This window comes from Paenibacillus sp. J22R98 (assembly GCF_059383835.1).
Genome location: NZ_JBXENW010000001.1, coordinates 968,904 through 991,675 on the forward strand (window position 1 = coordinate 968,904; position 22,772 = coordinate 991,675).

Annotated in this window: 15 protein-coding genes; 11 read left to right on the forward strand and 4 right to left on the reverse strand. The window is 49.5% G+C overall.

The annotated features are described in order from the left end of the window. Positions 1-571 precede the first annotated feature (571 nt). The 9 genes from AC50Y3_RS04485 (at position 572) to AC50Y3_RS04525 (ending at position 11,027) form a co-directional block, all read left to right on the forward strand. Positions 572-2,461, forward strand: coding sequence for a galactose-binding domain-containing protein (locus AC50Y3_RS04485; RefSeq protein ID WP_494817533.1), 1,890 nt, complete (start codon positions 572-574; stop codon positions 2,459-2,461). A 292-nt stretch (positions 2,462-2,753) separates the two neighbouring features. Further along, positions 2,754-3,587: a sugar phosphate isomerase/epimerase family protein gene (locus AC50Y3_RS04490; RefSeq protein WP_494817534.1), complete on the forward strand. Its 834-nt coding sequence runs from the start codon at positions 2,754-2,756 to the stop codon at positions 3,585-3,587. A gap of 59 nt (positions 3,588-3,646) precedes the next feature. Continuing rightward, entirely contained in the window at positions 3,647-4,165 is a 519-nt protein-coding gene (locus AC50Y3_RS04495) for a GyrI-like domain-containing protein (protein WP_494817535.1), read from the forward strand. Between the two features lie 147 nt (positions 4,166-4,312). Then, complete coding sequence (locus tag AC50Y3_RS04500; protein WP_494817536.1) at positions 4,313-5,776, forward strand: sulfatase family protein; 1,464 nt, start codon at positions 4,313-4,315, stop codon at positions 5,774-5,776. Between the two features lie 127 nt (positions 5,777-5,903). After that, on the forward strand, positions 5,904-6,908 hold the full coding sequence (locus AC50Y3_RS04505) for a copper amine oxidase N-terminal domain-containing protein (RefSeq protein ID WP_494817537.1): 1,005 nt from the start codon (positions 5,904-5,906) through the stop codon (positions 6,906-6,908). Between the two features lie 319 nt (positions 6,909-7,227). Continuing rightward, positions 7,228-7,557 (forward strand): ArsR/SmtB family transcription factor, encoded by a 330-nt coding sequence (locus AC50Y3_RS04510; RefSeq protein WP_494817538.1) that lies wholly within the window; start codon positions 7,228-7,230, stop codon positions 7,555-7,557. Further along, entirely contained in the window at positions 7,554-7,949 is a 396-nt protein-coding gene (locus AC50Y3_RS04515) for an SRPBCC family protein (protein WP_494817539.1), read from the forward strand. The genes AC50Y3_RS04510 and AC50Y3_RS04515 overlap by 4 nt, the downstream gene beginning before the upstream one ends. A 90-nt stretch (positions 7,950-8,039) precedes the next feature. Next, a complete protein-coding gene (locus tag AC50Y3_RS04520; protein WP_494817540.1) occupies positions 8,040-10,295 on the forward strand; it encodes an ATP-binding cassette domain-containing protein in 2,256 nt (751 codons plus the stop codon). Positions 10,296-10,679: 384 nt separating this feature from the next. Beyond that, the gene (locus tag AC50Y3_RS04525; protein WP_494817541.1) at positions 10,680-11,027 is read left to right on the forward strand and encodes a CD3324 family protein; all 348 of its coding nucleotides are present in this window, start codon (positions 10,680-10,682) and stop codon (positions 11,025-11,027) included. A 66-nt stretch (positions 11,028-11,093) separates the two neighbouring features. Here AC50Y3_RS04525 and AC50Y3_RS04530 read toward each other — a convergent pair whose 3' ends face one another. Continuing rightward, entirely contained in the window at positions 11,094-17,027 is a 5,934-nt protein-coding gene (locus AC50Y3_RS04530) for a discoidin domain-containing protein (RefSeq protein ID WP_494817542.1), read from the reverse strand. A gap of 728 nt (positions 17,028-17,755) precedes the next feature. On the opposite strand from AC50Y3_RS04530, the gene AC50Y3_RS04535 reads away from it, so the two are divergent. Continuing rightward, positions 17,756-18,208, forward strand: coding sequence for a MarR family winged helix-turn-helix transcriptional regulator (locus AC50Y3_RS04535; RefSeq protein ID WP_494817543.1), 453 nt, complete (start codon positions 17,756-17,758; stop codon positions 18,206-18,208). A 50-nt stretch (positions 18,209-18,258) separates the two neighbouring features. After that, positions 18,259-19,500 carry an MFS transporter gene (locus tag AC50Y3_RS04540; protein ID WP_494817544.1) on the forward strand — a complete coding sequence of 414 codons (1,242 nt, stop codon included), beginning with the start codon at positions 18,259-18,261 and terminating at the stop codon, positions 19,498-19,500. A 42-nt stretch (positions 19,501-19,542) separates the two neighbouring features. Here the strand turns inward: AC50Y3_RS04540 and AC50Y3_RS04545 are convergent, their stop codons facing one another. From AC50Y3_RS04545 to AC50Y3_RS04555, 3 genes are all read right to left on the reverse strand, one after another. Beyond that, positions 19,543-19,836 (reverse strand): Dabb family protein, encoded by a 294-nt coding sequence (locus tag AC50Y3_RS04545; protein WP_494817545.1) that lies wholly within the window; start codon positions 19,834-19,836, stop codon positions 19,543-19,545. A 738-nt stretch (positions 19,837-20,574) separates the two neighbouring features. Continuing rightward, positions 20,575-21,693 (reverse strand): GerAB/ArcD/ProY family transporter, encoded by a 1,119-nt coding sequence (locus AC50Y3_RS04550; protein WP_494817546.1) that lies wholly within the window; start codon positions 21,691-21,693, stop codon positions 20,575-20,577. Continuing rightward, positions 21,693-22,754: a Ger(x)C family spore germination protein gene (locus AC50Y3_RS04555; RefSeq protein ID WP_494817547.1), complete on the reverse strand. Its 1,062-nt coding sequence runs from the start codon at positions 22,752-22,754 to the stop codon at positions 21,693-21,695. The genes AC50Y3_RS04550 and AC50Y3_RS04555 overlap by 1 nt, the downstream gene beginning before the upstream one ends. Positions 22,755-22,772: the final 18 nt, after the last annotated feature.

Here is a 22,772-nt window from a genome sequence, read left to right on the forward strand (position 1 = left end):
TCTACCTGCAGTTCTAGGTATTGCAGCCTCGTTTAGAAATAATCGAATCTTAATGGTAATTGTGATGCTATGGTCACTTCCTTATGGACTTTATCTAAGTGTCGTGTCGATACCTAGTGTTTGGAACTTCTATGGTTTGGTTCTATTTCTATACCTGAGTTCAGTGATTAGGATGACAAGAGCATTGAGTGACTAGGCAAACCTAACGGAAGGGGGAAGATCGATTGAAGCAATTCGTCATTAAGGCATTCAGATTATCCAACATTATTTGAGCGTTGCAATTTTTGGGCAGGACTAAGAGATGGGAAGGATGAGCTTATTGCATTCGGATATGTCGCAGGTAAAAAGGAACATCAAAATGGTAAAGCCGGGCAATCCACTTTCTAAAATGAAAGCGCTATACTTTTAGTGCTAGCGCAAGTAAAGCATGCTTAGCGCGAAAAGTACGGCACACACCATGGTTACGGAAGATATGTACGCCGTGCGAGAAGTTGAGGGTAGGAAGGGGGATTTAATTGTAAACGCTGGCTTCACCAAGTTGAAACGTCCACTAAGAGAGGAAGTGCGGGACATGCGATTATTCAAATGGTTGGCTTCCGCCGCTTTGTTCCTGACGGTCGTCACGGGATTGCTGCCGGTTAAGGCTCTGCCTCAAGCGCTTCATGTTTATGCCGATAACCCCAATCACACGTTGGTCGGTGCCATTCGCTGGGATGCGTGGGTTGGCACGCTGAACACCGACGGGGTCGGCGCACCTCAGGTTGGACTGCAGGTCGAGCAGACGCTAGGACCGAATAAGTACCATTTTCGGCTGCCGTATTTCGGTGTGGAGACCGGGACAAATTCCGTTAACGCCCGGCAGTTGACCCAGAGCCTCATGGACCAGGACATCGCCTTCGCCAAATACGCGGGCATTGATTACTGGGCATTCTGTTTTTATCCGGACGGAAGCGGCATGGATACGGCAAGGAATCTGTACGATTCCAGCACGCACAAGAGCGATGTGAAATACACGTACATCCTCGGAACGGGCAGCCTGCCATCTACGAAATTCGACTGGCTGGTGAGCAAATTTCAAGAAAGCAATTACCAGAAGGTGATGGGTGGTCGGCCGCTGCTTTATATTTTCGGTGGTACAGGCGGCTATAGTGCGACGGATATCGCCTCGATCCGTAGCAAGGCGACCGCGCTTGGGTTGGCAAATCCTTACGTCGTCGTCATGTCCGATAATTCATCCGCAGCATCGAGTGCGGCGACTTCGATCGGAGCGGACGCGATCAGCGCGTATATCACGTGGTCGGGTGGTGGTGGCGCATACTCGGGCTTAGCCGCCCAGGACCAGGTGAACTGGAACAACCACAAGGCTACCGGTAAAAAGGTCATTCCATGGGTGACAACGGGCATGGACACGCGTCCACGTTACGATCATCCCGTGAGCTGGACGTCGGTCGGACCGAACGACTGGGTCCAAACCGCGACGCCGTCCGAAATCGCGGCAAACCTGACGAATGCGCTGAGCTGGGTCGGCAGCAACGCTTCGACGGCAGAAGCAAACGCGGTCATCATGTACGCGTGGAACGAATACGACGAGGGAGGATGGATCGCACCGACACTTTACGACGGCACGGAGCGTCTCGACGCGATCAAGAACGTGCTGAAACCATCCGCGAATCCGGCAAATCTAGCGCTGGATCGCGACGCTTACAGCAGTTCTTCCAACTGGGATGCCAGCCAAACGGCAGCCAAGGCGTTCGACAGCAACGGAGCGACGAACTGGCAGGCCGCTTCGGGTTCGGCATATAACGGGCAGTGGGTGCAGGTTGATTTTGGTGCAAACACGCGCTTCAATCAAGTAAAGCTGTCGGAATATGGCAGCCGCACAACGGGCTATCGCATCGAATACTGGAACGGCTCGAACTGGACAACAGCTTATACTGGCACAACAATCGGAAGCGTGTCTTCTCCTACAACGGTGTCCTTCCCAACTGTGCAGGGCACGAAAGCAAGAATCTATTACACCGGTGGCAGTTTCACGCCGATCCTTTACGAGTTCGAGATAAACCGTCAGTATGTCAATCTCGCCGCGGGCAAAACCTACGCCAGCTCCTCCGATTGGGATACGGTCCAAACGGCGGACAAAGCCTTCGATGGCAATGTCGGCACTAACTGGCAGGCAGCCCTCGGTTCCACCTATAACGGACAGTGGGTGGAAGTGAATTTCGGCGCGAGCACGACGTTTAACCGAGTTGCGTTGTCGGAGTATGGTAGCCGGACGACGGGCTACCGCATTGAATATTGGAACGGCTCGAGTTGGGCTACCGCATACACCGGTACGACAATCAGCGATCCCGGTGCGCCGACAGTCGCGACGTTCCCCGGCGTGACGGGCACAAAAGCGCGCATCTACTACACCGGCGGAACTAACACGCCGATTTTGTACGAGTTCGAGATTTCCAATTGATCGTAGTGCGTGATTGGGGAGGAAGCCTGGTTAGAGAAATGAAGCTGAGAGTTCGAATTAAGAACTCTCAGCTTCATTTTTCGCCGTTTTTGCGCTTTAAAGTGGTCGAAGAAGGGAAACATGCACATCTACTGCTGCATTCGGGGCGGTATGCGGAGCTCTGCCGTTTGCAATATGCATAAGCATAGTCTCAACTGATCGCCAACTTATCATGGAATAGGAGGAAAATGGGAACGGAAATGGAATATGTTCCAGTAAGAACATATTTTCGTAACCATGGGAGGCAAACCGAATGAAAATCAGCATTTGTTCGTTCAGTTTTCACAGATTGTTGGCGGAGGGGAAACAAGATATTTTCCAATATATTAAGGATTGCAAAGAACTAGGGTGTACGCAGCTGGATCCCTGGAACGCACACTTAGCAGAGTTGAATCATGGCGAGGAAGCGCTGCATGCCGGTGCTAACCCTGACCAATCGCAACATCTGACGGCTATGGACGATGAGTTTCTGGAACGCGTGAAGCTCGCGGCAGATGAAGCCGGATTGCCGTTCGGCTGTATCGCGGTTGACGGGGCGCATATTTATGAAGAGTCCGAGGAAGCGCGGGCTGGCAATCGGCAGCGCGCATACCGCTGGATCGATATTGCCGAGAAGCTCGGCGCATCCCAAATTCGTATCGACTCCGGCGGACCTCAGCAATGGACGGACGAAGTTTTTGGTATTGTCGTTGAAGGTTATCGGGATCTCATTGATCGTGCCGAGCGAGCCGGAATCCAAGTAATCGTGGAGAATCATTGGGGGCCGACCGTAGATCCGGATAATACGGTCGAACTTCTGGAAGCGGTTCCCGGGCTGGGCTTGCTGCTGGATTCGTGGAATTGGGCACATGGCAAGCAGGCTGAAGGCTGGTTGAAGTGCGCGAAATACGCAACGGTCACTCATATCAAATCCTTTCACTTTACAGAGGATGGTCAGGAACTGACTCAGAATGTTCCTTCTTTCTGTAAGTTGCTTCAAGATAATGGGTTTGAAGGTACCTGGGGCGTAGAAAGCGTGCCGGCAGACGGCAATGAAATCGAAGGCGCTCGCAAGACGATTCAGTTAATTCAACGCTCTGTTCGCTAAACCTTTCTCGAAGATTCATGATTGGTAACCGATAGGAGATTGTGAGAGGAGATGTCGTCATGCAGAATACGATTGCAGTTGAGCTGGTTGAAGTTGCTCCATTTAAGGCACTGGCAGTTCGGACGGGGATGACGGAGGACAAGAGTGGAACTCGGAAAGCATGGAGCGAATTAACAGAGCAGGTTCCTCTTAATGATGCGAGGCTTTCTGATGTACCTAATGCGTATGTATTTATACCGCAAGAGCAATGGAACAAACAAGTTGACACGCTCTGGGTGGGACTCGCGGTGGATGAATTCGGCGATGTTCCTGCTGGTATTGAAACATTAGAGGTTTCCGGAGGTCTATGCGTCAGCGCTCGTGTATCGGGGAATGAGGCACATATGTGGAACGTTTATGATGCCGTATTTGCGTGGCTAGAGCAGTCAGCTGACTATGAACTCGATTCAAGGGAAGGCGTACTCGGCATGGAGACCGTTCCTTATGAACCGTTGAATGCGCTAACCGTACCTTACACGGAAATCGAAACTTTCAACTTCACGATGCTTTACCCGGTAAGAAGAAAGTCCGGCATTTAACGACATTAACTTTCAGGCGTAATGGCTCGGCTAGCATTTATGTGATAGAGACGGATTCCCTTTCCTTCAGGGAGTCCGTCTATTAATCGTTCATATAGGAGCCAGCCGCGTAGATACCATTAAGGATGGGGAATGAGAGGCATGCCGATGAGTGAGCAAAGACCCAACATCATTATTTTCAATCCGGACCAGTGGCGGGGCAAGGACGTGGGTTGTTTAGGTAATCCGGTCGTCCAAACGCCGTATACGGATGCGCTTGCCGAAGAGGGAGTGGCATTCTCCCGATGTTTTGTCCAGAACACGGTATGTACGCCGAGCCGGTGTTCTTTCATGACCGGCTGGTATCCCCATGTACGGGGGCATCGGACCATGCATCATATGCTGTCGCCGGAGGAGCCGTTTTTGCTTCAAGAGCTTAAGGATTCGGGATATACCGTGTGGTGGGGTGGAAAAAATGACGTCGTAAGAGTGGAGCATCAGATGGAGGTTTGCAATATTCGCGTGACCCCGGACGATGTTAATTACGATCGTATCGCTCCGACGCCTATGGAACAGGACGATCCGCTGTTTTATACCCATTATCGGGGCAAACTTGCCGAACACGAAATTGTCAGCAATGATGATGCGCTCGTTCAGGCAGCGATTGCATTCCTGCAAAGTGGTCCTCAGGAGCCGTTCTGTATCTGTCTTACTCTGCATGATCCACATGTCCCTTTTCAGGTTGAAGAGCCTTATTATTCGTTGTATGATCGCGAGCGGCTGCCGCCTCTGATTCCAATGCCGGACAACGGAACCAAGACAAGACACCTGGATGAAATTCGAGCACGTATGAAATTAGGTGATTTGCGTGAAGAAGACTTCAAAGAAATCCTCGCCGTTTATTATGGCATGATCACGAAAACAGATGCGGCGCTTGGCAGACTGACGGATGCACTCAAGGGAACCGAGCATTGGGATGACACGGCGATATTCGTATTTAGCGATCATGGTGAATATGCGGGAGATTATCGAATGGTTGAAAAAACGCAAGTGACGTTCGAGGATGACTTGACCCGTGTGCCGCTCGTCATCAAGTATCCCGCTTCACTACCGGTACCGAGTAGAACAGAGCCGGTAGATGCACTCGTGGAACTGATCGACTTTTATGCGACTGTGGCAGAGCTAGCTAAGCTTCCCAAGAAGCATACTCATTTTGGAAAATCATTGATTCCCATTAGTATAGGCGCAACTGCCGAGCACCGGGAACATGTCTTCTGCGAGGGAGGCGCTTTGATAGATGAGCCGCACACGCATGAGCCGGAGCCCGCTCGAACGCATGTATATTGGCCACGAGTAAGTGTGCAGTCCGATTTTCTCGAACAGCACGGCAAAGCAGTCATGATTCGCTCTAAGGAATGGAAGCTTGTCCGTCGGCTCTACGAAAGAGACGAGCTATACCATCTATCGACAGATCCTGATGAGCTGCTCAATGTCATAGACGACGAGGACTGCCGGGACATTCGGCTGCAATTGACGGAACGAATCGCGGATTGGTACTTAGCGACAGGTGATGTCGTGCCGTATAAACTAAATCCACGTTCGAAAACGGAGATTGTGCCGACATACGAATAACTGCATTTCGCCCAATCCACTTCCTAAAATGGGACTTGCAACCATTTCCGTGCTTTCATCGTCTGAGTAGGTAATTCAAGATCGAGTTAATCACCGATCTACTACGACGCCAAGGAGATGGAAACGGATGAAACATAAAATTGCAGCTGCGATAGTAGCGACTACGGTTATGGCCGGCGCTTTCTTCTCGCTGCCAGGCACAGAGCGGGCACAGGCGAATGCCGCCTCAACAGCGAAGATTCAAATTGAAGTGATGGGGAAGGCAACCTCGACGGATGCCGCTCCAATTATTGACCATGGACGGGTGCTGGTGCCGCTGCGCGCAGTCAGTGAAGCTTTCGGAGCGAAAGTAGAGTGGAATGCCAAGACAAATACGGCGATCGTTCGAAAGTGGGGCGTAACGGTCCGCTTCACTGCGTTTAGCAGCGTTGCAGTAGTGGAGCGCGATCAGCCCGGTGGTACGAGCAAAGCGACTGAGCGGCTAGATACAGCCATGAAGCTGCATGGTAATCGTGCCTATGTACCGCTTCGTTACCTGGCTGCTCAATTTGGCTATGCCTCCGATTGGCATGACCGGACGGTGTTCATCTCATCCTACATCGGCAAGAAGAAGCATGATACGCTGTATAACGGCAGCCTGGCTGAAGCACGACTAGTAGCGGTTGGTCTCAGCTATAATCCGCAATATGCGATTAAGCCATTGATCGCGGAGAACGTCGGCGAGACCGACGGGGCGACGATGCTGTTTCCCGAAGGGGAAGCGCTTCGATTCATCCGTATTGATGGAAATCTAGCGCAGCTGATCGAGATCATTGACGATCAAGGGGTTGTAACATGGGCCGGCAGATTATCCGGGGTCATCGAGGATCAGCTCCGGATCTTCATGAAGGGTAAATGGACGGACAGCGTCGGCACCGCACCGAAACCTAGCGGCGATTTCATTTATTATAACAGCGGCATATTCGGCGAGACCGGATGGACGGAATACGGTGTTGTTAATTCCGAAGGCGCGTTTACGGAGACGGGCTACAAACACTACGGATTTGGCGAAGTGGATACCGAATCAGGCACGCTGGAAATCGCCAAGAAGGGCGAGCAGCGTACCGATGCTGCCGGCACATCAACCAGCTGAGTAACTTAACTATTCAAATAACGCCTCTACGGTTCGTTAGATTTTCGAGGAATGCAAGATGATAGTTAAAAAGGCTGTCGAAACTTTAGCGTCAGCCCGGGCAGCAGGTCACTTCGATCTGCTGCTTTTTAGTTGCTACTATGCAACATGCACAGACAAAACCGTTATAGAAAAACGTAGTTGAGATGAAAATAAGAGGTGAGGCTGCTCCGGAGTTTCAACCAGCACGCAGTTGACATGACACCAAACGAAGTCCTATAATAAACATGTCACCAAATGGTGTCCAATACCACAGTCAACAAAATTAGGAGAGGGTGTTGTGAGCGAGAACAACCAGTTGCGGGATACGTTTGACGCGATTGCTGATCCAACCAGACGCCAATTGATTCGACTGCTGGCAGAGGCAGAGGAATTGCCGCTGCACGAATTAACGGCACAGTTTGAAATGGGCCGTACAGCGGTATCCAAGCATTTGACCATCCTTAAAGAAGCCGGACTCGTACTTGACCGTAAGGTCGGCCGAGAAACGAGATTTCGATTAAACGCCGAACCGCTCCGAGAAATTCAACATTGGGTTTCTTTTTACAGCAAATTTTGGAACACGAATCTGATCCGTTTGCAGCACCTATTAGAGGAGGATGAGGAATGAGTTTCACTTTAAATTTGGATTATCAATATACAGCAACAATAGAGAAGCTATGGAGTGCTTTAACCGATCCAACTAAGCTTGCCAAATGGGTGATGGAGAATGATTTCAAGCCCGTCGTCGGTCACCGTTTCCAATTCCGTCAGAAGCCGACTGAATATTGGGATGGTATCGTTGAAGGCGAAGTGCTCATCGTAGATGAACCAAGCACGTTGTCTTACACTTGGGGAACCGGTGAGGAGAGACACACGGTTACTTGGACGCTGCAAGATCTTGGAGACGGAAAGGTTAATCTTCATCTCGAGCAAACCGGCATCTCCAATGAACAAGCGCTCAATGGCGCAAAATATGGCTGGGGTGCAATGCTCGGTCAGCTGGTCAAACTGTTTGAATAGTACCCGAAACGCTATAAACCGGCTGCATGTGGAATGCAGCCGGTTTATGCTGCTTCGGACAATGATCATGATCGGGAGGGGAACGGCAGCATGAGCGAAATCAATCAAGAATATATCGTCATCTCGGGAGCAAGGGAGAACAATCTTAAGAATGTCTCTTTACGCATTCCGAAGCGGAAAATTACGATCTTCACGGGGGTATCCGGATCGGGTAAGTCATCCATCGTCTTCGATACCATCGCCGCGGAATCAACGCGATTGCTGAACGAGAACTTCAGCATGTTTGTGCGCACCTTCTTACCTAAGGTTCCGCAGCCTGAAGCGGACGCCATCGAGAATCTGAGCATGGCCGTCATCGTGGATCAGAAGAGGCTTGGCGGGGGCTCCCATTCCACGATGGGCACGATTACCGACATTTCTCCCATTGTCCGCCTACTCTTCTCCAGGGCAGGCAAGCCTTATGTTGGGCCAGCGAACATGTTCTCCTTCAACGATCCGCAAGGCATGTGTCCCGAGTGTAATGGAATTGGCCGCAGCATGATCGTGAACATGGACAGAGCGGTAGACATGACCAAGTCGCTAAACGAAGGGGCCATCATGCTTCCGGATTACAAAGTTGGCGGCTGGGAAATAAACATGATCTTGCAGTCGGGCTCCTTCGACGTGGACAAGAAACTGAGCGAATACTCGGAAGAGGAAATGGAGCAACTCTTATACGCGAAGGCGCGTAAAGTCGAGATGGATTTTGCCGGCAAAGCGATGAATATTACGGTGGAAGGCGTCATCGAGAAGTTTACGAACAAGTACATCAAGCGTGATGTGAAAACGATGTCCGATCGGACGCAGCAAGCCGTTGCGCCTTTCATCATCGAGGGCTCCTGCTCCAGCTGCCACGGCGCGAGACTTAGTCAAGCTGCGCTTAGCTGCAAAATCAACGGACACAATATTGCGGAGTATTCCGCTATGGAAGTCGGGCAGCTTATCCGAGTCGTTCGGGAGATCGAGGATCCGGTCGCAGCTCCGGTCATCAAGTCGCTGACGGAACGACTGCAGCACCTTGTCGACATCGGTCTTGATTACTTGACGCTGGATCGGGAGACAGACACCTTGTCCGGCGGTGAATCGCAGCGCGTCAAAATGGTCAAACATCTGAGCGGCAGCTTGGTCGATGTCACTTATATCTTCGATGAACCTAGCGTAGGATTGCATCCCCGCGATGTTCATCGATTAAATGAATTGCTTCAGAAGCTTCGCGACAAAGGTAATACCGTGATTGTCGTTGAGCATGATCCCGATGTTATCAAGGTGGCGGATCATATCGTGGACGTCGGGCCTCATGCCGGCAGCCGCGGAGGAAACATCGTATTCGAGGGAAGCTACCAAGGCTTGCTGGAGTCGGGTACGCTTACGGGCAACCACATGATGCGGCCGCTCCAGCTGAAGCAGGATTGCAGGAAACCATCCGGCAAACTGGCCGTCAAGAATGCTACGCTGCACAACCTACGGAACGTAAGCGTGGATATTCCAACCGGTGTGCTGACCGTTGTTACAGGTGTCGCCGGCTCGGGTAAGAGTACGCTGATTAACGACGTCTTCCTTAGTCAGCATTCCGATGCGATCGTCATCGATCAATCGGCCATCGGCATCTCATCCCGGTCGAACCCGGCCACGTATACGGGCATTATGGATGACGTGCGCAAGGCATTTGCTTCGGCGAATAAGGTCAATCAGGGCTTGTTCAGCTTCAACTCCAAAGGCGCTTGCGAGAACTGCCAGGGGCAGGGCGTTGTGTCAATCGATCTATCTTTCTTGGACAGCGTGGATCTGCCATGTGAAGTTTGCGGAGGCAGACGGTTCAAGGAGGAGGTGCTTGAATACAAGTTTAACGGCAAATCGATCGCGGATGTGCTGGAGATGACCGTGGAGCAGGCACTGGAGTTCTTCGAGCTCAAAGAGGTCGTGCGCAAGCTCCAGGCCATGAGCGATGTGGGATTGACTTATATTACGCTCGGACAGCCGATGAGCACGCTCTCGGGCGGGGAATGCCAGCGCATCAAGCTGGCAAGCGAACTGCATAAGAAAGGCAGCATTTACGTGATGGACGAGCCGACGACCGGGCTGCATATGTCCGATATCGGTCATCTTCTGGCGATCATGAACCGCCTCGTGGATGCCGGAAATACGGTCATCGTGATCGAGCATAACCTTGAAGTGATCAGCCAAGCGGATTGGATCATCGATATGGGACCGGATGGAGGCAGCAGAGGCGGACAGCTCGTGTTCGAGGGAACACCTTCGCAGATTACGCAGGCGCAGCAGTCCATTACGGGGAAATACTTGCAGTAATCGCGCCATCCACAAGAGTTTGCAGCCCAATTCGCACGAAAAAACAACTATACCCGTTCTTTCACTTGTCTGCACGCATCTGAATATGCGTTAATATAGATGTCGGGCCCGACAAAATCTTCATGAAAGGAGCTGATTCAATTGATCAAGCACACGGAGGTGGCTTTCGCCTAAAGCGAAGGTCACCATAAAGAGGGAGGCCTTCCGGCCTCCCTTTTCTTACAAAAGGAAGACGGCATGAACCGTTTTCACTTATAATGAGTATTGAAGCACGATTTTTAAGAATGATCGTGTTTTTTCCATATTAATGAGAGGGGGAAGGAAACGTGAACAAATCGCATTCAGATGGCGTTGTATTGGCCGATACGATTAAGGAGGTTTACGTTGAACTACAAGAACGGAAGAGATGTGCTTCCCCCTAGACTATTGGAGGAGCTTCAGCGCTACATTCAGGGCGAGCTAATTTATGTCCCGAAGCAGCAGAGCGAGCGCGCCGGTTGGGGCGAGAAGAGTGGATCACGCGTCATCATCGGACAGCGTAACGAAGAGATCTTCCAGCGTTACGCAAACGGAAGTACCGTACAAGAACTTGAGCGACAGTATCATCTGTCCGGAGATAGCATTCGCAAAATCATTATCAAGCTGCGCAGCGCTTCAGCATTCCCTTTAACCGAGGGAGAGGGCCTGGAAGCGCCGACCGCTTATGAAGCGGTTCAAGCAGGCAAACATTGAAGGAATAGAACAAGCTGACGTCGGTTAGACCCGATGTCAGCTTGTTTGTTTTACAACGTTATAGGATTAGTAAACTTCCAACTCGAACAGAGAGTAACCGTACTGCGTATTGCGCTCTGTGCCATGAACCTTGACGAAACGAGCTTCGGCAGGCGTAATGAAGATGTTGTCGATACCTCCGTCTCCTTTAGCTGTCGCATAAACGGTTGTCCAGTTCTCGCCATCTTGTGACACTTCGATGGAGTATGCCTTTGCGGAGGCATTCTCCCAATTCAAGAGGACTCGGCTGATCGTATTCGTTGTGCCGAGGTCAACACGGATCCACTGGGGATCGCTGAATGCCGACTCCCAGCGTGTGCTTTTGTTTCCATCGACAGCACGCTCGCCGCCTTGAAGGGCACCTTCAGAAGTAGCGGTGCTCTTGTTAAGAGCAAGGTTGATACCCGCTGTAATTGGCTGTACTACGGAATCGGCCTTGTATCCCAGCGATTGAACGGTCACCACATAAGGATTGGATTCCGTGAACAATTCCGCATGAAGCGTGATTGTGCCAGCTGTCACGGTGTATTGATTCGGTTGAAGGGTAACGCCGTTCAGCTCAACCGCACTGATTGCGTTTCTCCAAGCAGTGTCATCCTCGAATGTGATATCGATTGGTTTACCAAGCGTGTTCTCTGTGGCATCTGCTGATAATGCAGGTCCTGAGAGAGGAGCTTTATCACCGGCATACACCTCGAATTCCCATAGCGAGAAGCCGTAAGGGGAACCGCGCTTGATACCGTTCATCTTCACGTATTGGGCTTGGACAGGAGCGAAGGAGATATCATCGATACCGCCATTGCCATTGTCCGTGGCGAATACAGTCGTCCAAGTTTCCCCATCCAACGAGACATCGATGGTGTAGGCTTTGCCAAAGGCATTTTCCCAATTGAGCACAACGCGGTTAATCGTTTTTGCTGATCCGAGGTTGATGCTCATCCATTGATTGTCGGCAAATGCGGATTCCCAGCGGCGATCCAAGCGACCGTCAACGGCATCGCTGCTAGAGCGGTGATACTCCGGCGAAGAAGCTGTTGCTTTACCGAACGCAAGGTTCAGCGGATTGGGGTTCGTACCCGGATCCGGAGTAGGGTCCGGATCTGTATGGCCAGGCTGATCGATAGCGCCTACTGCTTGTTGAACGGATGCTTCTGTGTAATCCTTCGCTTGAATCGAGATCACATACGACTTAGCTTGTTTAAACAAAGAAGCGTTGAATGTGATTTTTCCGGCACTCACCAGATATTGAGATGCGTTGATCGATGTGCCGTCAATCTTGACGGATTCGATCGCATTTCTCCATGCCGCATCGTCGTTAAAGCTCACCTCAATCGGCTGGCCTACTGTAGTGTTTGTCGTATCGGCTGACAGTTCCGGCGCGCTTGGCAGACCCGTACCGTTACCGTACACTTCAAGTTCCCACAACGAGTAACCGTAGTTAGTAGTCCGTTCCGTGCCGTTTACTTTAACGTAACGTGCAGAGATAGGAGAGAAGCCGATATCGTTGATGCCTGGCTTGCCTATCGTTGTCGTATAGACCGTTTTCCAAGCCTTGTTATCTGTGGAAACTTCCACGGTATAACTCTTACCGGCTGCATTCTCCCAGTTCAGAAGGACGCGGCTGATGTCTTCTTCCTTACCGAGATCGACCGTTATGGACTGCGGGTCGGTGAAACCGGATTCCCATCTCGTTGCTTTGTTTCCGTCAACCGCATAACTGCTTGATTGATTCGGAGTCGATGATGTGAATGTCGGTTTGCGCAGGGCAAGGTTGACATTCGAGTTCGTTACGATCGGCTGCTGAATGCTTGTCATGGCGAAACCATTCGATTCGATCGTAATGTCATAGTTGCCGGCAGCAGGGAATAGGGAACCGTCCAGCGTGATTTTTCCCGGTGCAACTTCGTATTTCGCAGCGGCTGCAGGCGTCCCGTTCACTTTCACGGTCTGGATCGCTGTTCTCCAATCTGCGAAATCTTCGAAACCGATATCAATCGGTTGTCCTGCACGGTTCATCGTCGAATCTGCCATCAGATCCGGTGCGTCCAGGCTGCCTGCAGGAGTGCCGAACACTTCCAGCTCCCATAGGGAATAGCCGTAGTTTGTCGTACGTTCTGTACCTTCTACTTTGACAAATCGCGCATTCTCGGCAGGGAATGTGATGTCGTCGATGCCTTCGTGACCGCGGGTAGTGGAATATACAGCTGTCCACTGTTGACCGTCAGTCGAGACGAGCACCTTGTAGCTCTTACCAGCAGCATTTTCCCAGTTCAAGCGAACATGGCTGATTCGATATTCGGACTTCAAGTTAACCGCTACAAACTGCGGGTCGCTGAAGGCCGATTCCCATCTCGTATCCAGTTTGCCGTCTACAGCATAAGAGCCCGGATTATTCGGTTTGTCCGACGTGAACGTTGGCTTGCCCAGCGCCAGATTGACAGCTGAATCCGTAATGACAACTTGCTGAACGCTAGTGTCTGGGAATTCAGCAGCCTTCACTACGATCGAATAGCTGCCTTCAACCGGGAACAACGAGCTGTCCAGGGTGATTTTGCCTGCTTGTACGATATAGTCCGATGGGTCAAGCGATGCTCCGTTCACTTGAACGGTATTGATGGACTCGCGCCATTTCAGATGATCGGCAAACGTCAGCTCGATCGGCTGCTTGATCATATTACTTGTCTTGTCGGATGCAAGCACAGGAGCCACGTTCGTATCCAAATCCGTCACTTTCGTCGGATCGACTTTAACAAGCGCTTTCGGACCGACTTTCGCCGAACCCGTTATCCCTGCAGCATTATGGAACGTTACCGTAATCGCTTCGTTCGTAGGATTCCACACCTCGGCAGAGTAATCGGAACCTTTCTTGTAAACGGATGCGCCGGTCCAACCGCTCGCCCAGATGTCATCCGTGCGCGTGCCAAGCGTAGCCATATTGTGTACGAACCAATAGGTGTTGAAAATTTCGTTCTTCTGGGTGTTATCCACTGTGAACTTATTAAGTACAGCTTGCGGATTGCTTAGTGCTTCGATAGGCCATACGATATGGTACCATGCATTCTCAGGACCTTTGTTATCCGTTACCATACCGTTGTACAAATCAGCGGCTTTGGCTGGATCGAAACCATAGCTCGTTAGATACTCGCCTGTTGGCAGCCAGTGGATGCCGTAAATATTGACAGGATCTCCACTAAAGAAGGTACCGAAGTTATATGCGCTTCCGTATACTTGTCCAACAGATTTGTGAGCGAACTCGGGCAGCCAGTTGTCGTTATCATAGTTGAACCAGTATTGTTCGACAGCCTTCAGCTCCGTTGTGAAGCCGTAGATGGAGATATCACGGGTAGCTTTGTCGCCGGACAGTAAGCTCCACATGTATTCACCTACCCAGCCGAACAGGGACTCGCCGGCAGCTTCTTGGTTGTTCCCGTTGTTGTTGTCTCCATACCCGCCGGCCCATGAATGGCCTTCGTAGGGATCAAAATTGCGGAGGAACGGATAAAGCGGATCTTTCTTGGACGGATTGGCGTAGTCGCGAATAAGATGCTCGACCATGCCGCCATAATTGTCCTTGAAGTCTTGATCATAAGTTGCGAGTACGGCAGAAGCGAAGACGAAGTAACCATAGGTGAAATGGTGGTCCGTCAAGCCTGTGTTAGCGCCGAATTCGCTGTTTTTGTAATACATCGTGCCCCAAGTTGGATCGTAGTACATGAAGTAATCCGGCTCGCCTTTGGAATACGTGTACCAGTCCGTTAAGATCGTTCTCAGTCGTGCAAGAAACACTTCCTTGTACGCTTGGTCTCCGATTTGATCGGCTATTAATACGCCCATGGCCAGCGGATGCAGCACTTTCCCTTGCCAGTAAGCATCGCCGGACATGATGTTCTTCGAAGTCGATTCATCCAGGTAGCTTAATTGCGCTAGCAGTGCTTCGCGGGAATACGAAGAATCCCCCGGCTCGGTGAATTGCGGAACGATTCCGTTAAACTGATCCTTTGTCGTGAACGAATTGCCTTCATGCAGCTTAAGCGTTCCGCGAATGGATGGATAAGTAAGAGGAGTCAGGGACGACGAGGATTGCTTCCATTGGTGCGGGAGCAGTGCCATCAAGGTCGTTGGTTCCATATCCGACCGCTTCTGGTCGATCTCCACATTGAAGTTCGTTACCACTTCAGATGTAGAATCGTCGAAGCTCGGCGTTACAATCGTATTCGTAACGAATGCATAACCATGCTTATAGAAATAATTCAAGTCGCCTGCGGCAGGCATCGATGCTACGGACAAGTAGTTCTGTCCGCTGCCTAAGCGGATTTTCACTTTGTTGCCGACTTTCATGAAGACAGAGCCTTCCGGCGCGAAAACCCCATAGTTCCGGGTTACTTTCTTCGCTTGCGGGGAGCCGTCTACGTTCGTCACAGCAAACCCGATATGATCTGCTGCCAAAGTAGCGCCTTCGGTAGCAAGAACCGGATTGCCTTTGTCGTCATAGAAGCGGGTGGACACTGGGAAATACAACTCCGATGTCGTCGGGTCGCTGAATTCCGAATACAAATACGGCGAGCCTTTGACGAAGGTTGTTTTCATTTTCTCCGTGTCGTTGTCGCTCAGCGCTACAGTAGCGGACCAATCGCCATAACCGGTAATTTTGTTCTTCACGTTGGTGGTGCTGATGTTGCCGGCATGCAAGTAGAAATCCGGACCGCCATCAGCCGCTTGCGAGTTGCCCGTATCATTCACCCAACCAGCGCCTGGATTCAGGATACCGAGACCGAGCGTGGAGTACTTGGATTTCAGCGGGAGCGTGATCAGGCTGTCGCTGAAGTTCTTGATCAAGACCGATTGCCACCAGTCATTCGATGGAATAGGTGCATGCAGTTCATCCGACTTGTTCATCGGAGGACGTGGCTGCGGCATGTTAATATCGCTTGTCAGATAGCTGCCTTTACCGACATTAACCGTCGAAGCGGTAGGGAGTGCTGGAATCGTATATTCCGGCTTCGGATCACCATTCACATAATCGTAAACGCTGAAATTGAACAAGGAGTAGCCATAGCTTGTCGTGCGGCTAATGCCATTCATTCTTACATAACGGCCCTTTGCATAGACCGGTGTGTCGATCCAGCCATCTTGGCCGTTCATTTCCCGGTAGATGGTCGTCCAATTGACCGCATCGTCAGACACTTGCAGATCATAGATGCGGCCAGCCGCATTCTCCCAGTTCAGACGGATACGGCCAATATCATGCACGTTGCCGAGATCCACATAAATCCACTCGTTGCTTGTATGAGCGGAGGACCATCTGGTCGTCAGGTCGCCGTCGTTCGCATTCTCCGGCGGCATAGCGGGTTTATCTTTGTCGGCTTTCTCGAAGGAGGAAGCTACGACCGGTTTATTCTTGGCAACATCTTCACCGAGCACGATCGGAATGGGATTTGTGCCACCCGTACCATAAACCTCGAATTCATACAGCGATACCCCGTATCCACCGTTGCGCTCCAAAGAAAGCATTCGGACGTAGCGTCCTTGCCCGGATAGGCTGATGGTATCGATACCGCCGTCCCCTTTGGTGTCGGTGTAGATGTCCTTCCAATTTGTTTCATCGTCGGACACTTGAATCTTGTACGACTTGGAGTAGGCATTCTCCCAACGGATGACGGCCTTGTCGATCGTCGCATGGGCACCAAGGTCTACATAGATCCATTGCGGATCTGCGCTGAACGCACTGCCCCAACGGGATTCCAGGCTGCCATCAACGGCTTTCTCGGGCGTTAAGCCGCCTTCGGTTGATGAAGCATAAGCCGCTCCTCCATACGTAAGAAGGTGTGAAGCCTCAGCTCCCTTAGCACTGGCTGCTGCAACGATTGATCCGTTCCAGGAACCGAGAAGCAAGGAGAGGGTGAGCACTGACTTGGTTGTCAGGGGCATCTTCCTACGAACCTTTCTTGCAAAAGAACTCATTCCACCAATTCCTCCTCTTTTTGCGCCTCAAGGGCATTTTGAACGACATTTCTCGACAGGCAAGAGACGTCACAATCCCAAATTTAGGATGGGATTTTTTTCAGCGCAATTATATCCCTTGTCGAAATTAGTTCACAATGAGCGTTACAGCCTACTCCTTGGACAGCGAGTAGGGCTATATGCTTATGGATAAGGTTGGTAGTAGGACTTGTTCATTTAAGCCAATTGTAAATTTATAGAAATCCATTATTTGGTCATGTTAACTTCCGAGTGGAAGGGGAGTGACATTGCGATCATTCAGAGGTTTTCTTGGGTGCCTGAAATGCCATAGGTCTACAGGCCTTAATGCTGAATTGCCTATGCAATAGGTCATAATAGACAAATTTAAGAAAACTTAATATTGTCTCCTGGCAAAAATTAGTCAAATCATCCTGTATTGGTGAATTCAAGAGACATTTGTAATAGGTTGAGTTTCAAAGTGTCAGACCCATTTTTCGTTCGCATGGAGCACCAGCTAAACCCCGAATGGACCAGGACAGACAGGCGGGCAAATGGCGATTTCCGAGGTTGAAGTATATTAATAGTAGGAGTGGCGCCGCGAAAGTCCTATGAGACTTTCGCGGTTTTTTGCGGTAGCGAGTGAATTTAGGGTTGGCAAAGACATTGACAGAATATGTTGTCTAACATATAGTTGTCTAAACAACTATAATGGAGAGAGGGAATTCTTCATGTCTACCGAGTCTCGCAAGCTGCCTATCGGATTCATGCTGGGTGTTACGTATCGGAAGCTCGCGGCTTTGTTTCAGCAAAGACTGAGCGCATATGGCATTACACCGGAGCAATGGTCAGCATTAAACCAAATTGATTGTGCTCAAGGTCTCATCCAACGCGAAATAGCTGAACGGATAGGCAAGGACAAACCTTCGACGACGCGGATTTTGGATCACTTGGAGAAAAAGGGGTTTATCTATAAGAAGGCAGGCGAGCAGGACCGTCGGTCGTTTCTCGTCTACAGTACAGAGCTCGGACAAGAGGTTATTCGCGTAACGACGCCAATTGAAGATAGTATTACGGCAGAAGTGAAAGCATGTATTTCGGAAGAGGAGCATGACATCATGATCGAACTGCTCCAACGCATTCAATTGCATATTGAAGGTAAGATCGGACGGACCGATTGGTAGAATCGAAAGAATTCGTCTACGTCTATGAATTTGATTGGAGATGAAGCTAAGTGCAGCAAGAGCAACAACAACTACAAAAAACGCCATTATGGACCAGACCATTCATCGCGTTGACCTTATGTTTTTTTCTATTATTCCTAAGTTTACAGATGCTGCTTTCGTCCTTTCCCGCTTACGTAAAAGGTGAATTTCATGCCGGTAACATCCAGACCAGCCTTGTGACATCCGTCTTCGCGCTGGCGGCTATCGTTTCACGTTTTGCCACTGCTGCGCTCATGCAGCATATCTCTCGGATGAAGCTGCTGCTCGCAGGACTCATCATCGCTGCAGCGACGACGGCACTCTATTCGGTTGCCGGATCTTTCGGTACATTACTGACGCTGCGCATCGTCTACGGTATCGGTTTCGGGATGGCCAGCACAATCCTGCCGACTCTTGTATCCCGTATTATCCCACTTCGCCGAATGGGCGAGGGTATCGGTTATTTCGGTTTGTCGACGAGTCTCGCGATGTCGATCGGTCCTTCGATCGGACTAAATGTGATGAAACAATCCGGTTTTACGCAACTGACTATGATCGGATTGATTACCTCTTTAGTTATTTTCCCGGTGCTATGGCTGTCGCGTTCCAAGAAGGATCAACAAACCGCAGCTCAGAATACAGCTCCGACTCGGAATGCAGTTGATCACAAAGCGGAGGGCAAACCTACATTTAATCGGAAACTGCTGTTTCCCGCGATGCTGAATGTTTTTCTCGCCATCACGTACAGCGGTCTGCTTAGTTTTCTCGCCTTGTTCGGTGATTATGTACATATCGAACAAGTCGGATTGTTCTTCATGTTCAATACCATCACGATCATTCTCGTTCGTCCTTTCTCGGGTCGTATCTTCGACCGATTCGGCCATACGTCAGTGCTTATTCCTGCCGGATTGTTCGTAACGGCAAGCATGGCGGTATTGTCGAATACCCATTCAATGCCGATGCTGATCGCATCCGCGCTGCTCTATGGCGTAGGATTCGGTGCTATACAGCCCACCATACAAGCTTGGATGCTGCGTTCCTCGAAGCCGGAGCAATACGGCATGGCGAACAGCATGTTTTATAATTCAACGGATTTCGGCGTCGCGTTCGGTTCGATTCTGATGGGCGCAATCTCATCGGTATCCAATTACTCCGTGATGTACGGCTACTCCGCAGGTGTCATGGCCCTGTTCGTCCTGCTGGGGGCGCTTCAGTATTTCATGGCTAATAGACGTGTCAATAGAAGCCGCGGCGTCGCAGTTGATTCTTGATTCATACTAGCAATAAAGAGGGAGGCCACTCGGGCCTCCCTTTTAAATTTCGATATCCACGCCAATACTATCAAGTCTGCCTGACTCGCGTATAAATGTCACAACTGCCTGGTGATCTTCATTGATCGAGTAAGCATCGAGCGCTTGTTGATTCTCGAAACGAATCTGAAGAACCACCTGATACTCTTTGCTTTTCTCGGCGATATTGAGGCCAGCCTGGATGTCGACGACTCCGCTCAGCTTAGTCTTCAATGCCTTAAAGCGATTGGCAACTTCCTGTAACTGTTCTTGCGTTGTCGTATGATCAAATTTGAGAAGGACGGTACGTTGAATCATCAATTTGTCTCCCTTTGACGTTTTTTTAACCATTTTACATTAGCAGTCTTTCCCAAGACGCGCAAGTCAAAGAATGCTCAAAAACGTCGCCAAAGCATCCATAAACGCTGGAGAGAACTGTATTGGATCCAGAATCCCTTGGGGGCGCCGGATTCTAACGAACCTTACAGGCCTTATTTCGCCCCAATATCAGGTTTAGAATTTCTAACAAACCGTACAGGTCTTAATAAGTATCGAAGTGCCAATTTCCGCCTCATTTTCCCTAAATAAGGCCCACATGGTTCGTTAGAATAATAGATCAGCCAATTTCGAGCAAATAAGGCCTGCAGGGTTCGTTAGAGTAATGTACGGTGAAATATGACGTACCCGGTGCTAAACAGACGATAGATCGTCTTGAAGAGCTTCTCGCAAGCACAGCTTAATGTTACGAATAATAAAACCAGTGGCTTACTTCTGCCGCTGGTTTTATTTTGGCCACATACCCTTCATGGCGCAAACGGAAAAGTGCGAATACTTAGCCACACAACAAATAACGCTGCAAGGAGGAGAAAGAACACAATACTTACGATAACCACAATGATTTTCAAGCACGTTCACTCCTTTCGACTCCATCGTAAGCAATTGGCTTCGGAACGAATAGTACTAAATTCCTCTAGTACCTGGAGTTTGCGCCACACCTTTAACTGAGCCATTCCCACAAAAAAACCAGTCCAAGATCTTCTTCCTGGGCTGGTTTTCTTATTGCTCGGGTTGTACGGAGGTCACTGGCTTTCTCTGCGAGAAGAGGCTGCGAATGAAATACAGGATAAATAGCAGCGGAATATAGGCATAGATGAAATAAAACCCGATCTCAACCGCATAGTTGCCAAACCATTCAATTTTAATGCGATCGTTGAATAGAAGAGAGGCCGAGAAGATCGCGATCAGGATCACGTATAGGGACCAGCTTGGTTTTAGATTCGTCACTCTCTTGATAATGCGGGTACAACTCCAAACACAGAGGCAAAGCACAGGGATAATCAACATGAGCCAGATACAAATAAACACAAATTCAACCCGCGCAATAAGTGAAAACTCAATTACTTTGATCATAACCAAGGTTGGCCAGTAGGTATGTTTAAGCAGCCCTTGACTGAAATACATGAGGGTTACAAACATTAGAATGACATATTTGACGGTACAGAAGAACAAACCAAGATGAGCCCATTTCTGGCTTTTCTCCACCGTCTTAATAAACGGGAAATAGAGCAGTATCGTTTCAAAGCCCATAAACATGATGCCGGAGTACTTAGCGGACGTAACCAGCTCTATCATAGAATGATTAAAAAATGGCATTACATTATACAAATGTCCGTACTTGATATTGAAGTATAACAATAACGGCAGCGATGTAGAGAAGAAGAAAGCGAAGAAACAATAGCCGGCTATGACTCGAAAACCGCCGGAAACGGCATAGTAGATTGCACAGATTAGGATTAGGGCGAGTACCCATGTTTTAAGATCGGGGAACATCCAGATTTGGATGATTTCGATATAGCCGCGAAAGACAATTAAAGCGATTAGAAAGTAGTACCCGACCATCACTAAGGACACGGTATCCCCAATGATTCTGCCAAAGAGGATACGGTGCAGGTCGATAACATCTTTAGCCGGATTGCCTAACATCTTAAAGATCATCCAAACGACGATATGAAGGCTTAAACCCATAATCAGCACTGAAATCCAAGCATCATTGCCTGTTGATTTATAAATGATATGTTGAAACCCTAGGATACCGACCCCTATCAAAGAAGCATGGAAGATGAAGAAGATCATAAAGCCGGATAGCATGTTGTTTTTCTTCACCGATTTCTGCACTAATGGCCAACTCCCAAAGATAATATAGTAACTTCTGTCTGCACATCAAATGTTAGGTTAGGGTAGATTTGGGTCATAAAATGGCGCTCATTCCAATTCCGCTCGCGCGATCGTCCAAGATTACCAATCCCGATAGGATCAACGGCATTCTTTTGAAAATTTTCCAGCATAGCTTTAATTTCCGCAGATAAGTGCGTTTCGATTTCTTTCCTTAGGGTAAGCATATCGATGTTGTTCTCAAAAACCTTCAAGGATGCCGGATAATCGCCGAGGTCAATATTGAGCTTAAGTGAAATCGCAGCTTTGTCTTGATTGACGATAAGTTTGTGCTTGGAGCTGATGATTTTGAATGTAATTTGTTTGTTTTGGTCATTTTTGAAATCGTATGTACTGGACTGGATGCCGATTTTATCGGTTTTGAGCAGTTTAATGAATAACCCTTTATCATTTGGCAGCGTGAGCTTTAATGTATCACCTTGAAATACGCCGACACCTGTCATTTGCAAGATGCCCTTTGGGCCTTTAACTACAACCGGAAGAAAAACATCCTGTCCTTCTCCGAAATATTGGTCCAGAAATATATGGCCATTGGTGAAGGGCATATTCCCGGTGTCCATATTCTGTTTGAGCAGATTGGATAAATAGACCGGCGGATATTTGATAGACTCTTCTAGAATCTCGTTCGCTTGATTAGTCGTTAACACAAGTGTCGTGCGATTACTGATCAGCGGATCTCGCACAAGGGTATTGGCCAGCTCTGAAATGCCTCTCCTTGCAATTTGTTCGCTCATTACAATGGTACGCAATTGCCCGATTGCAATTGGGTGATCCGATTGTGACGTGAACGACGTCAGCACCTCATTAAAGGAATGAACCTCTCCTTCAAGCAGAAACAACTTCACTTTCTTCTCGTAGGCACAGTAAGTTCCGCTGATTCGATATGCCTCTCCCTGCAAGTCGTAACCGATACTCTCGATGAGCTTAATCCGATCGATAATCTGCTCTTTGGCGCATCCCGTAAGGACGAAGCACAAGGCAAGGAGAAGGACATATTTTCTCATAGACGCCAGTTCCCTTAC